We start from the raw sequence: 13,134 nt of genomic DNA on the forward strand, positions 1-13,134 counted from the left end.
AATATACCCAAAATTAAGAGCCTACAAAGCCAAGACAGAGAGCACTGAATGAACTATATTCCAAGACGAATAGAAATTATTGATGATTCAGACAAGAAAAAAATTTGCTCTGATGCGGATTTTTTTGCTATGGATGGTCCTTTAATCCTACTAGGTGAGCCTGGCAGTGGGAAGTCTACTCTATTAAGAGAATTCAAAGAAAGAACAAATTCTATCTGTTATGATGCAGTATCCATAATGTTATCTCCAGCAATCGAAGCAGTTTCTAAGCCCTCTAAAATTATCATTGATGGAATTGATGAGGTAACAGTATATAAAAAAGAGCTTATATCCGATAATATTTTATCAAAAATCTCGCATCATCATAGCCCAAACTTTATATTGGCATGTCGCACTGCTGACTGGAAGGATGCGGTAAATAGTAAAATCATTCAAAACAGATGGAATAAAAAACCAATTCTTGGGCATTTATTATCCTTAAATGACCGAGAAATTATAGAGTTCATTAACAACGAAGGTAAAGAAATAGATGGTAACGACTTTTTTATAGAAGCTCAAAAACGAGGTGTTGTAGATTTACTAAGAAATCCTAATAATTTGTCATTATTTTTAAAAGCACATCAACAAAATGGTGGATGGCCGAGCTCTAAATTAGATTTGTATGAAAATGCTTGTTTGACTCTTCTTGAGGAACATAGTGAAATTCATGCATCTATTAAAACACCTCCAAATATCCATAAGCTAATTGAAACAGCTGGTTGTATTTGTGCTCAACTTTTGCTTTCAGGAAAAATAGGCGTATCTATTAATAATAAAGATTTATCTGCACCTAAAATTGAAGAATTTTTCGATGAGAATAGTTCTAATGAATTAATGCAACATATCTTATCAACAATGTTATTCCGTTCAGATTCTAATAATATTTTAGTGCCATGCCATAGAACAGTAGCAGAATTTTTAGCTGCAAAATGGCTCGGCAATAAGTTAAATAATAAATTATCTATACGACGTCTAGAAGCGTTGCTTTATGGTGATAGATATATAGTTCCTTCTGCTCTTAGAGGACTCCATGCTTGGCTTGCAGTTTTTTGTCAGCCAGAAAGGAATAGTTTTATTAACCGAGATCCTTACGGATTCTTAAAATATAGTGATCCCACAATTTTAACTACAGAACAGTTAAAATTTCTTCTGAAGTCTTTACAAAAAATTGCAAAGGACGATCCCTATTTCCGAGCCGAAGATTGGCATATCAGCGTGGGAGACGGTCTGTTAAGACCTGAGTTGCGAGACGATGTTTTAAGTATTTTACATACTAAAGATACGCCGTTTCAATTATCTTATTTAATTATTCAATCCATTGAACATACCGCATCTCCTAATTTTATTGATAGTATAAAAGATGAGCTCATATCTATTTTATTAGAACAAACTGTAACTCTTGTAGAAAGAGAAGCTGTTGTAACAGCTTTAAAAAAATGTACGATAGAACCCAATTGGATAATAATATCTGATAAATTACATCACCATGACGAAATTAATTCTCTATATCTCATTTTAGATATATTTAGAGTTGCTACCAAACTGTATAATTCAGACAAAATTTCAGAAATTTTCTTAGAAATATTAAAAAAATCAGCTGAAGATAAACAAATATCTTTGATAGCTTTAGGTTATAAATTATTCGAACAATTGTCTATTGAACAAATTGAAGGATGTATCCGATCTTTTCTGAAGGAATTAGGCTCAGCATCATCAGAAAAAAATGAAAAAATTCAAAACAAAATAAAGAGATTAGTATTACAGTTTACTCAAGAGAGAATGAAACGAATTTCTAAACCTGTACCTCAAGAATTATGGACTTGGTTAAGCATAATTGAAACAAATGCTTCTCGGCATCATAATGAGTATGATGAAATTACTAAATATTTGTCTGAAAATACTGATTATCGTAGATCTCTTCAATCAGTTGCAATTAAAAGCTCAAAGCCAGATAAACTCTGGCTAATATTCTGTTTAAGTCATACATGGTTATGGGTAATAGAGGAAGACATAATATTTCATCTCGATAATATTATGGGACTGCATACGTCGGATAACGAATTAAAATGGAAAGAACTAGTTCGTTGGATATTTGCCTATCAGCCTTTTACTGGTGCTGCTTTGAAACATGCTCAGGATCAAGCCATTCTAAATATAAATTTAAAAAAACATATACATGATATAGAACTGCAAAGAGCTAATGGAAAAAAAGAAATTGAACAATATGAAAAAAAGCAAGCAGCTCATCGTAGTAGACAAAAGAAAAAAGTAATAGAAAGACACCAACAATATCATGAAATTAGAGATCAGTTAGTTTCAGGAAAACATATAAATGGCTTAAATCAAATAGCGAAAGCTTATTTAGGTTGGTTTAGTGATATTCAGGGAAATGAACCGAAAAAACGTGTAGTTGAACTTTTAGGTATAGAGCTCTTACCACTAGCAATAAATGGAATCTGTTCAGCTATTGAAGAAAATAACATACCAACCGTCCATGAGATAATACAACTACGTATTAATCAAAACTTGATTTCCCCCTTTGAGGCTATTCTTTTAGCATACTGCGATATTATTTTATCTCGCAATGAAAAGTTAGACGAAATTCCATTAAATATTGCTCATTCAGCTCTAGCTGCTTGTCATTGGGGAGCTAGCTTCAAAAGCAATGATATATCCTCTTCTGTACAAAAAGAGCTTGAATTTATTCTTTTCAAAGACTCATTGTCAAAAGAAAATTTTATTTATGAAACGATAGAACCTTATTTATATTCTGAAGAAAGATATGTTCCTGGATTATATCGAATTCAAACTGACAGTTTATTCCAGGATATAGCAGGAAAAGTAGCTTTAAAATGGCTTAATAATTACCAAAAATTAGCTTATGATAGCTTGAAAACAGTCCTTACCATAGCTATTTGTTACTCACCTAATGATGTTATTAAGTTAATTCGAGAACAAATTAGTAAGCAAGAATTTGATAAATGCCCTCAACGGGATATTTGGATAAGCACTTGTTTTCTTCTGGACTTTGAATCTCATTTTGAAATACTCAATCAATATACTTCAGAAGATAAAATAAGTATTTGGGTATTAAGTGAGTTTATCTTCGTTGATAAGAAAATTTCAACTTATTGGCCAAAGATGAATGCACAGCAATTATATTTTTTTATTTTGAAATTTGGTTCAATATGGCCACCGGTGCCATACCCCACTGGCAGTTGGGAAGGAAATCAACATCCGTGGGATGCATCCAGACTTATTAAAGGATGTATAACTGAACTTTCTTTAATTACAACGCAAGAAGCACAAGATTTAATTTCTGATCTCATTAACAAAAACGATTTATGTCAATATTGCGATGAACTTAAACATGCGTTAACTGAGAATAAAAAGCATAAATCAGAAAGCTATAAAAAATATTTTTCATTACAAGATGTACAAAATATCTTACTGAGCAAAGAACCCACCGGACACAAGGATTTACAAGCCTTACTAATTGACCAATTAGAAATATTACAGTTAAGACTCAAAGGTAGTGAAACAAGTGATTTTAAATTTTATTGGGATAACGAAAACCCACATAAAGAAAATTATTGTCGTGATCTAATAGCATCAGCACTAACACCGCATCTTGAAAAATATAATGCACGCGCGCACGTAGAGGGCGCTAGATCTGATGATAAACGATGTGATCTTCTTAGTACTTATAATTTATTAGATGTGCCAATAGAAATAAAAGGTCAATGGCATACTGATCTATGGTCTGCCGCAATAGATCAACTACAAAATTATTCAACAGATTATCATGCCAACGGATTTGGTGTTTATTTAGTATTATGGTTTGGAAATAAAACCACATCTAAACTCCCAAAAGCTTGGAAAAGAAAACGTCCTCAATCTCTACAAGAAATGAAAAATAAACTCAATGAATGTTATAAAGATATTTCTGATAAAACTAAAATATTTGTTCTTGATCTTTCAAAATAAGCTCTTGTGAAAACATTTACTCGTATTTTGTGTTGGCAATTATGCTCTTTTCAACTCGTTCACCTAATGGGTCATCTGTCAAACAAAGCAACCAAGAAGCCGCAACCTGCAATTCCTTAGACAAGCTCTTAGCCTCTTCCGGCCCAGGACTCCTGGTTCCCTGCTCCCAATTCCCAATCCTGGCAGCCCCAAATCCTGTCCTATCAGCCAAAACCTTAATCGTCAATCCATTCGCCCTTCTTGCCTGTGCAATCCTACTGCCAATAATTTTTTTCATGTTCATTTAGGTTCATTTGCTATCAAACGGAAATACCCCATTGACACTAAAAAGTGCTTATTTACAATGGGTTATCAACAACACACTTCGTGTTATTGATTGATACTAATTGAAATCATTTGATAGTGCAAGCGCTGTTTTTTGATGGTGCTTTTGAAGGGATGAAATAGAAAAATGGGATTTTTGTTTGTTAATACCGATGAATTATCAGCTCTGATGGGGTTACCTTATATCCAGCAATCAGCCTATTTGCTGGGGATTCGTCCGTATATGGACCGTAATACCTTTCTGGTAGGTGTTAAGCGTAAAATCAGCTATCAACAGCTTGCTGAAGCCCTCTATGTTGAACCCCACCAAGGTTTTGAACATTCAGGTAGCCCTAGTCGTCCGCAATTACGCCGTATCATCTATGCGCTTGAGCGCGCTGGGTTAGTGGAGATCAAATCTATTGGTAAACAACTCATTTTAAAATGCTTATTAGCCAATTCGGATTTGTCTGTTCAAAATAAACCCGACACAAACCCGACACTTCAACCCAGCACAAACCCGAACGATAAAAATAATATTAAATCATCAAGTTACGACAAAAAATATCAAAAACCCAACACAGCGCAAAACACAAAACCCGACACACCTCATAACTCCAAAGATCGTTTTATTTTTTTACAGCAGCAATTTGAAAAATTTTGGTCTCTTTATCCTTTAAAACAAGACCGAACTAAAGCCTGGCGTGAGTTTGGTTATCTGCAACCAGATGAACAGTTGATTGAACAAATACTAACAGGCTTGCAAGCCCAAATTAATAACCGTGAGGAAATGGAGTTTTTCGGCGAGTGGCTGCCAAACTGGAAATACCCAGCCACCTGGCTTTCACGCAAATGTTGGAACGATGAATTACTTACCTTAAAAACCCAAGAGGAGCAGCAAAATGAAGCCAATCAAGCGCGTTCTCGAAAAAAATCAGCAACAGATATCCTTACTGAATCCTGCAAAGATGCAAACTTCGATTTCGACTTTGATGAACCCCCAGAGTCAGGAAGCAATGTCCTCTCATTCGACAACTCCAGAGTACGATAAGAGAATGGATACACTGTTTATGCGCCTTGCAGCAATTTATGGCTATCTGTGGGTCTCAACTTACAGCAACACTAATTTTCTCGAGGTCTCAAAACGTGAATGGTCAGAAGGCTTGAAAGAATTTGACAATCAAGTGTTGAAACTTGCTTTAGAACAAATAAAGAAAAAGCTGGCTGTTCCTCCTTGTCTGCCGATTTTTTATGAGTACTGCACCAACATCCAAAAAGGCATCCAAGCCCGTCAAGAAGTGTTAAAACAAAAAACTGAACCGCATATCCCTACCGATCCCAAAATCGTCCAACTTCATATCGACCAAATGAAAGACTACCTCTTCAAAGAAGCTAAGGAGAAAACATCATGCTAATTCTAATCCGTCGTATGGGCGAAGCAATTTACATTGATAAAGGCAGAATCAAAGTACTTCTTATCTCTGAAAAGGAAGGACTAATCAAATTAGGTATAGATGCTCCCAAACATATTGATGTTGAACGTAAAGAGGTCTTTATCCAAAAAGCAATGGAACAACATGCCCTGGCTCAAAAATTAAGGGATAAATCCACAGAATCAGGAGGCAATCATGCTTAGAAAATTTCTGCTTTGTAGTTTTGTTTTATGTAGCCTAAATGCTCAGGCAGCTAATATAACCCAAGTCGGTCGCTATGCCACGCTCAACAATCAACCTTTGGCAGCTCAGATAAATCCATTGAAAACTGTTCAACAGATTCATTTTCCTGCATCCATACAAACTATAGGAGAAGCAGTGAATTACTGGCTTCGTTATTCAGGGTATCACCTTGCTCCAAAAGAAAAACAAAGCGAAAGCCTACAACAAGTATTTCAACAACCACTACCACAGGTTAGTAGAAATTTAGGACCTTTAACGATTACCGATGGATTGACGGTATTGGTCGGTCAGCATCTATTCAATCTCAAGCAGGATGACCTGTTAAGAGAAATCAATTTTAGTCTGATAGCAAGGAGAGCAGGATGAAAAAGTATTTTGATGCCAAATGGCTTAGTCTTCTTTTGTTAAACGGATTGTTGGTCGTATTCATTTGTTTAAAAAGCCAACCCTCTATTGAGAACAATAAATTTAATACGCTGGATGAGCGATTAACCACTATACAAAAACAACTCAATCAACCTGTTGAACAACCGGATTTATCGCCTATTACCAAAAACATAAAACAATTGGGAGCGTTCATTCAACAAATACAAAATAAAGATGAACACCAATTAGGTGAAATGTTTACAACTGAACAAATCGCAATTAAGAAACAGCTTGAAGGCATTACTGATTTATTACGCCATCTGGATGAGAAAAAGCAACCTGTCAAAATGCTTCCTGCAAATCAACTACCGTTTAAAGTATTAAGCATAGACAGTATCCAAGAAGTTTCTGTTGCCTCTGTTTCCTACCACTACAAAACCCAAGCGTTGGAAAAAGGCGATTCCTTGGCAGGATGGACTGTCTTTGAGATCGACTTTGCGAAGCAAACCATAGAATTTGAAAATGCTGACAATGCGCATCTGCGGGTTCATCTAAGTCAACAAGAGGTGAGCCATGCTTAAGCTGTCCACACTGGCAATCGGGTTACTCCTGGGTCAACAGGCAATTGCCGGTTTGTATATCCCAGGTATTGCCACACCACCTATGCTCAGTGCTGATAATGCGTTGACGAAAGCAGGTCTGGCCGAATTTCATGATGAAGTTATTGAAGACAAAGATTTTCAACTTAACGACTTACAAAAACAGGAAGCCAAAGCATGGGGATTAAGTGAGGCAGAAGAAAAACGCTATCTGCAATTAATACAAAGCAGAAGTGGTATTTACTACAAAGACCTACGTATGACACCCGTTGATATTCTTGGACTAAATGCCAAGAATGACGCTGAACGAGCTCATTTCGCCGAACTTGCTGCCCTTCAAGAAGCCCAAAAGGTCGCGCAAAACATAGCCTGGAATAATGCCTTTTACAAAGCCTATAACCAACTGTTTAAAGATGTGCCTGTAGTCGGTGATTTTGATCCATCTCCTTACTCTCCCTATGCACATCAACCCATTCAATTAAAAGAAAGTGAAACGCTCTATTTCTTTATAAGAGCCGATGACGCTGTAACCACCATTGTACTGCAACTGGTCGATGCTATTAGCCGTACACCAAACACCAAGCTCAATCTTCTCTTTCTGGATATGGACAATAGCGCTATCCAACTTTGGGCTAACAGACATCAAATCCCTATCCATTTGGTGACCAGTCAACAAATCACCTTGAACCCAGGTAGCCAACAGTATGAGGGCTTAAAACTCGACAAGAAACAAACACCCTTGCTCTTACTGGCAAAAGGCAAAACTTCGCAAGTCGTCGATTTAGGGAGATTTTAATGATTAGGATTTTGCTCTTGCTGTTGGTCGCTTTAAATGTTCATAGCATGAATGTGATTCCTTTAACGCTGTCACAAAGTGATGCGTCATTAAGACTTAATCTGTCTAGCCCTATTGGCGTACCAGCAAAGAGCAAAGCCACTGTTGGCAAAGTAAGCCGCAAAAAATTGGATACCAATCTGTTAAACATGGCTCTATTTGTCATAGGCGCGGATAGAGAATCCATCAAATGGTTAGAACAACATCAAGAGCAATTAAAATCCATGCAAGCCACTGGGTTCATCACCAATGTGAATGACTTTGAAACCATTGTAGCTCTGCAAGAAAAGTTTAAATTGCCACTATTACCCGTCAATGTTGATCCATTGCTGAATTACATCCGTGAACAACATTACCCCTTAATCATTGCTGAGGGGGCTGTATGGCAGTAAAACAATATTCCAGACAAATGACTATGCAGCTGACTTTAGTTCTTTTCTTGGGTTGGTTAGCGTTGCTTATCTGGGCTGTAAGTCAATGGATGCTTCATGGCTATCCATTTGCCTTTGATAAGGTCAATGTCCTTGTAAATACTCAACGAGAAGCCATCACCCCTGTTTATCAAGGTTCACTATTGGCAGCCCTACCCTTAGATGCCAAACCTAGCTGGACGCTGACTATTCCCTATTTAAACAAATTAGCGATTAATGAATTTGCAGCAGACTTACTCGAAAAATCACAACAGTTTTTCCAGCTGGTTTTATTAAGCAGTCAATGTCTATTAATCAAACTTATTATTTTATTCGCTGCCATGCCTTTATTTGCCCTGACTATGGTTGCAGGTCTAGTTGATGGTCTTAACCAAAGAGCAATACGCACCGCTTGCTTAGGCCGTGAATCCTCTTATTTATTCCACAGACTTAACCACTATTTAAAAAAGGGACTTGTGATTTTACTCATGCTCTGGCTTGCCCTGCCTGTCAGCATCACCCCTGCTTATGTCTTTGTTCCTATCAGTTTATTGATGGGATTAATGGTGGCCATGACGGCCAGTCGCTTTAAAAAGTATTTATAGGGAGAAACCATGAAACGATTGCTTTGTTTGACCTTTATGATGATAAGCCTACACAGCTGGGCGAATAACCCTGATTTAAATGAAACGCTGGTGCGCATCATTAACCAGATTAACGCCATCATGCCCCTGCTTGATGAAGCACAAACACAGATAACCCCCAATACCCGTATCCAATTACAAATTGAAGGATTTGAAGATGTCCAAGGCCAATATCATGCAGGTTTAAGAGAAGATTTACTGAATATTCGCAATGGCCTGATTGATTACATCAATCAACCAATCATTGCACCACGCAAGATCAAGGCCTTGGAAATGGACTTTGTGAGGAAACCCTAATGAGTAAAGACGAAATAGCCAGAATGTTTGCCACCACCTTTAAACAAGCAAGCAATAACATATCGGCACAAGTCTTTTCCGGCAGTATCCGCTTTATTGCCATAGCCCTGGTGATATTAGCGGTGATGTGGTCTGTCAACCACATGATGGACGCAGAGGAAAAACAACAACATGGATACTTACTGCGTCTGGGTTCTCGGCTCATCAGATTAGTGATTGGTCTGATGATCTTCATTTTAGTTTTATTTGTTAAGGAGACAACATGAAAACAATGCTTCGCTCAATCTGCCTTGGAGTAGTAAATATCTTATATGCCCCTGTGCTATTGGCAGATAACTGGTTCCCTAAAATTTCCGACGCGGACAACATCGGGGACGGCTCTAAAAGCATGATGACCGTGACAGGGAATTACGTCAAACAAGGTCTGGGTTTATTGCTCTTCATTACCGCTGTTGTGACCTTTATTAAATTCATTACCACGGTACAACACGGTATTGAAGAGTCTAAAAAGAACGAAGGATCCATGGTGGCCTTCGGTACTTTTGCCGTAATGGGCATCACCTATTTAGCCATTAGCATTGCTTCTGGTTATGTGGGTTACACCATGATTACCAAGTTCAAAATATAGGAGGTGAAATATGAGTCAGCCTTCTTCGCGCCATCTGTCACACGACTTCCCAGCCTGGAAAGGTTTAAGTCTTCGTGAATTATTTTGGATTGTTATCACCACAACCCCAGCAACTACCCTGTTCTTCGTTCTCTTAGGAGCAATGGTTGAGTTTCCGCTGGCCTCTGGCTGCATCGGTTTTGTGATTGGATTCATTCTGTCTATTACTGTGTGGCCTAAAGGAGTTTCCCGCATCAAAGCAGGTAAGCCCTATGGTTATGTGATGAAGAAAACGATTCAGTGGATGGTGCGATTAAGGCTCAAACATTCACCTTGGATTCATTACCAGGGAACTTGGCAAAAGAATAAATCTGTTGGAGAGCCGCATGTTTAACTACTGGAAAAAAATCGACAGCCTACAACATCACAATCGTTTATTACTGGCTTTTATCGGTGTGTTATCAATCATCATCTTAGCATTAATTATTAACCTGATGATCATGCCCAAACGCTATGAATTCTGGCTTAGTCCTAATATGGCTGCTAATGGCGGTTTAATGAAGGCAAGCGAAATACCGAATGAATACGTGCAAGGATATGTGACTTCCTTAATGCCGACACTCTACAGCTGGTCTAATAAAGGCAAAGAAGAATTCAACCTAAACATTAAAGCCTTTCATTATTACTTCACATCACGGCATGAGCAGTTACTTCGTGAAACCCTGGCAGCTTATAAAAACGCTCAACTCTTTGACCGCACTCAAGTAGCAAGTCTCTATCGCTTTATGGAACCGCAAGACATTAAAAAAATTGGTCCCGATACCTGGGAAGTCAAGCTGATACTACGCATTACGCAAAGGCTCAAAGACAACTCTGCCATGGTCATTGCTGACAAAGTAGTGGCTTATCACCTTCGTGTGGTCAAGCTCAACCTGTCGCGTCTTCACAACCCTTTTCAATTAGCTCTGGATGGCTATACCCGTCCTGAAGAACGTTTACAAGATTTACTGGTCGACACGGAGGAACACCATGAAACTCATTAAAATTAGCTTATTCGCTCTGTGCTTTGCTGTGATGCACCTAAGCCATGCCCTGCAAAGTGAACACCTGGTTTGGGAAAAAGTTCCTTTAACAATTGAATTACCGATCAATAAAGAGCGGTTAGTCCAGTTTCCCCAAGCCATTAAGGTGATTGATCAACAACTCAGTGCCAGCCTCGATATTCTGAAAGTCAAAGGTAGCTTGTATCTTAAAGCCAAAGAATCATTCAAAGATTCTCGCTTGATTGTCCAGTTATTGCCTGAAGGCGAAGTGGTTATTCTTAATCTTAATGCCAATGAGAAAGCAATCAACACCACGCCGATTGAGATTCTGATAGATGATCCCAAAATCAACCTTAATGCAGGAGCCAGTCAATATGAATACAACGCTATTCAATTAACCCGTTTTGCCATTCAAGCCTTGTATTCGCCTGAACGGGTCAGAGAAATTCCAGAGGGAATTTACCGCTCACCTATGCAAACCAATAAAACCATCCCTTTGTTTTATGGTGCAAGCATTGAAGCTCATCCTCTGGCTTCATGGCGTGGCGGCAATCTTTACGTCACCGCAGTCGATTTAAAAAATTTGCTGAATCAACCTATAAAGCTGCCATTCACCAAACTGATGGGGCATTGGCAAACCGCGAGCTTCTATCCCAAAAATGAATTGCCAGCACGCAACCAGCATCAAAGCACCACTGTCTTTTTAGTCTCTGATCAGCCTTTTGCAGCAGCTTTAACTCAACAAGCGAGGTACAGCCGATGAATAAAAACAATGGCATTAAAATTCTGGCAGGCTCGGTGGTTTTTGCGGTCATTATGATTCTTATTAATAGCCGTCATAGCGCACCGGTTAACAACAACACGCCCAATCCTAATAATTTTGGCGAAGCTATAGCAAGCCAATTCAATGACAATATTCGTGATGTTTCCGCGCGATTATTAGAAACAGAAAAGAAATTAGATCAAATGCACAAAGAGAATAAATCGCTGCAAAAACAATTAAAACAACCCAAACAAGAAGCCAGCCATACACTGCAAGATGAGTTACAAGCGCTTAAAGAACAACTGACTGCACTGACTGAACATCAATCACAATCTTATCCAATGGAAGGAAAACCAGTGCCCTTAACAGGTCAAATCAAAGATTTAGATACCTTGCTAGATAAAGCCCCAACTGAAAGCAAAATCTTCAATGAACATGAATCCCCTATCAAGGAAGAAGGTCCAACAAAAACGCCATTCTATACTATTCCAGCTGGCAGCGATTTCAGCAAAATCACGCTCTTATCAGCTTTAATCGGCGAAGTTCCTGTTGAAGGCAAACTCATGCAGCCTTTATTTCCCTTCACAGCAATTGTCAGTCGAGGGGATTTAATGACAGCCAATGGGATGCAACTACCCGAAGAAATCACTGGTATGAAAATCAGCGGTTATTCGATTGGCGTTGGTTCCTTTCTCGATAACATCAGCTGTGTTCGTGCCTATGTCACCTCAGCCTTATTTGTCTTTGAGGATGGGCATTTTGTGAATGTCGGCCAAGAACAAATGAAAAGCTCCGCAGAGCTGGTGAATAACGACAGCATTGGTTACCTGACCACGCAATTCGGTAATCCTTGTATCAAAGGACAATACATCACCAATGCCCCTAGAGTATTAACAGCCTTCATGGCAGCTGGCGGTATTCAAGGTGCAGGAAATGCCCTATCTAAATGGCAAATGAGTTATCAGGCAGACGGAGGTTCTGCCATTGCCACACCTACAGGCGACTTAGCACACTTTGCTGCTGGTGGCGCAATCAACGAAGGCAGCCAAAAGATTACTGACTGGCTTGAGAAAAGAATCCAGGGCAGCTTCGATATGGTCTTTGTTCCTGCAAGTATCCGCGGCCATACAGGGTTTGTCCCTAATCAACTCAGTTTACATTTCAGCCAAACCATAGCCATTGATAAAGAACACCAAGGGAGGGTATTAGATTATGGTTACCATCAACAAAAAAACTTTGATAATGCTTTGCGCTAGTCTGGCATTAAGCGCTTGTTCCACTGCCAGGATGTCGCAAAACGCCATTCCTGAGCAGGGCTTAACAGTCAGCCAATTGTATCAGCAGAGCCTGCAACAACCAATACAAAAGCCTGTTTACCAACAGATGCGTCTTGATGATTCGGGAGAAGAATTTAAGCAACTGCCTAACCCCGAAGTGCCTATCCATGTTTTTGCGCATGTGGCGCAATTGGGTGATGAACAAATCATCAAGCCTGCCTACACGACTCGCTTTTTCCTTTACAAGCAAAACCAGTATGCCTTGGCATCAGAACTGTATTAAGGAGA

General features: G+C 38.7%; 18 protein-coding genes. 17 read left to right on the forward strand and 1 reads right to left on the reverse strand.

Features of this window, described 5'->3' with window-relative positions:
• Window positions 1-48: 48 nt before the first annotated feature.
• A complete protein-coding gene (locus ACWTE2_RS28215; RefSeq protein WP_010652881.1) occupies window positions 49-4,026 on the forward strand; it encodes an NACHT domain-containing protein in 3,978 nt (1,325 codons plus the stop codon).
• 16 nt (window positions 4,027-4,042) lie between these two features.
• Here the strand turns inward: ACWTE2_RS28215 and ACWTE2_RS28220 are convergent, their stop codons facing one another.
• Window positions 4,043-4,309: a helix-turn-helix domain-containing protein gene (locus ACWTE2_RS28220; protein ID WP_010652880.1), complete on the reverse strand. Its 267-nt coding sequence runs from the start codon at window positions 4,307-4,309 to the stop codon at window positions 4,043-4,045.
• A 168-nt stretch (window positions 4,310-4,477) separates the two neighbouring features.
• On the opposite strand from ACWTE2_RS28220, the gene ACWTE2_RS28225 reads away from it, so the two are divergent.
• The 16 genes from ACWTE2_RS28225 to ACWTE2_RS28300 are packed head-to-tail and all read left to right on the forward strand — an operon-like array spanning window position 4,478 to window position 13,129.
• Window positions 4,478-5,380, forward strand: coding sequence for a hypothetical protein (locus ACWTE2_RS28225; RefSeq protein ID WP_010652879.1), 903 nt, complete (start codon window positions 4,478-4,480; stop codon window positions 5,378-5,380).
• 4 nt (window positions 5,381-5,384) lie between these two features.
• Window positions 5,385-5,744, forward strand: a complete 360-nt coding sequence (locus ACWTE2_RS28230; RefSeq protein ID WP_014842587.1) for a hypothetical protein — start codon at window positions 5,385-5,387, stop codon at window positions 5,742-5,744.
• Window positions 5,738-5,965: a carbon storage regulator gene (locus ACWTE2_RS28235; protein ID WP_010652877.1), complete on the forward strand. Its 228-nt coding sequence runs from the start codon at window positions 5,738-5,740 to the stop codon at window positions 5,963-5,965. Before ACWTE2_RS28230 ends, ACWTE2_RS28235 begins: the two co-directional genes overlap by 7 nt.
• Window positions 5,958-6,371: a PFGI-1 class ICE element type IV pilus protein PilL2 gene (gene pilL2 / locus ACWTE2_RS28240; RefSeq protein ID WP_010652876.1), complete on the forward strand. Its 414-nt coding sequence runs from the start codon at window positions 5,958-5,960 to the stop codon at window positions 6,369-6,371. Before ACWTE2_RS28235 ends, pilL2 begins: the two co-directional genes overlap by 8 nt.
• On the forward strand, window positions 6,368-6,952 hold the full coding sequence (locus ACWTE2_RS28245) for a hypothetical protein (protein WP_014842588.1): 585 nt from the start codon (window positions 6,368-6,370) through the stop codon (window positions 6,950-6,952). Before pilL2 ends, ACWTE2_RS28245 begins: the two co-directional genes overlap by 4 nt.
• Window positions 6,945-7,766: a TIGR03759 family integrating conjugative element protein gene (locus tag ACWTE2_RS28250; RefSeq protein ID WP_010652874.1), complete on the forward strand. Its 822-nt coding sequence runs from the start codon at window positions 6,945-6,947 to the stop codon at window positions 7,764-7,766. Before ACWTE2_RS28245 ends, ACWTE2_RS28250 begins: the two co-directional genes overlap by 8 nt.
• Window positions 7,766-8,197 carry an integrating conjugative element protein gene (locus ACWTE2_RS28255; RefSeq protein ID WP_010652873.1) on the forward strand — a complete coding sequence of 144 codons (432 nt, stop codon included), beginning with the start codon at window positions 7,766-7,768 and terminating at the stop codon, window positions 8,195-8,197. Before ACWTE2_RS28250 ends, ACWTE2_RS28255 begins: the two co-directional genes overlap by 1 nt.
• On the forward strand, window positions 8,188-8,820 hold the full coding sequence (locus ACWTE2_RS28260) for a TIGR03747 family integrating conjugative element membrane protein (RefSeq protein WP_028389630.1): 633 nt from the start codon (window positions 8,188-8,190) through the stop codon (window positions 8,818-8,820). The genes ACWTE2_RS28255 and ACWTE2_RS28260 overlap by 10 nt, the downstream gene beginning before the upstream one ends.
• Window positions 8,821-8,829: 9 nt before the next feature.
• Window positions 8,830-9,156 carry an RAQPRD family integrative conjugative element protein gene (locus ACWTE2_RS28265; RefSeq protein WP_014842590.1) on the forward strand — a complete coding sequence of 109 codons (327 nt, stop codon included), beginning with the start codon at window positions 8,830-8,832 and terminating at the stop codon, window positions 9,154-9,156.
• A complete protein-coding gene (locus ACWTE2_RS28270) occupies window positions 9,156-9,422 on the forward strand; it encodes a hypothetical protein (RefSeq protein ID WP_010652870.1) in 267 nt (88 codons plus the stop codon). The genes ACWTE2_RS28265 and ACWTE2_RS28270 overlap by 1 nt, the downstream gene beginning before the upstream one ends.
• Window positions 9,419-9,784, forward strand: a complete 366-nt coding sequence (locus ACWTE2_RS28275; RefSeq protein WP_010652869.1) for a hypothetical protein — start codon at window positions 9,419-9,421, stop codon at window positions 9,782-9,784. Before ACWTE2_RS28270 ends, ACWTE2_RS28275 begins: the two co-directional genes overlap by 4 nt.
• Before the next feature lie 10 nt (window positions 9,785-9,794).
• Entirely contained in the window at window positions 9,795-10,157 is a 363-nt protein-coding gene (locus ACWTE2_RS28280; protein ID WP_010652868.1) for a TIGR03750 family conjugal transfer protein, read from the forward strand.
• Window positions 10,150-10,806, forward strand: a complete 657-nt coding sequence (locus ACWTE2_RS28285; RefSeq protein WP_014842591.1) for a DUF2895 family protein — start codon at window positions 10,150-10,152, stop codon at window positions 10,804-10,806. The genes ACWTE2_RS28280 and ACWTE2_RS28285 overlap by 8 nt, the downstream gene beginning before the upstream one ends.
• The gene (locus ACWTE2_RS28290; RefSeq protein WP_014842592.1) at window positions 10,793-11,569 is read left to right on the forward strand and encodes a TIGR03749 family integrating conjugative element protein; all 777 of its coding nucleotides are present in this window, start codon (window positions 10,793-10,795) and stop codon (window positions 11,567-11,569) included. The genes ACWTE2_RS28285 and ACWTE2_RS28290 overlap by 14 nt, the downstream gene beginning before the upstream one ends.
• Window positions 11,566-12,825, forward strand: a complete 1,260-nt coding sequence (locus tag ACWTE2_RS28295) for a TIGR03752 family integrating conjugative element protein (protein ID WP_014842593.1) — start codon at window positions 11,566-11,568, stop codon at window positions 12,823-12,825. Before ACWTE2_RS28290 ends, ACWTE2_RS28295 begins: the two co-directional genes overlap by 4 nt.
• A complete protein-coding gene (locus tag ACWTE2_RS28300) occupies window positions 12,782-13,129 on the forward strand; it encodes a hypothetical protein (RefSeq protein WP_010652864.1) in 348 nt (115 codons plus the stop codon). The genes ACWTE2_RS28295 and ACWTE2_RS28300 overlap by 44 nt, the downstream gene beginning before the upstream one ends.
• Window positions 13,130-13,134 lie beyond the last annotated feature (5 nt).

The sequence above is a fragment of the Legionella nigrisilvae genome, assembly GCF_977063395.2.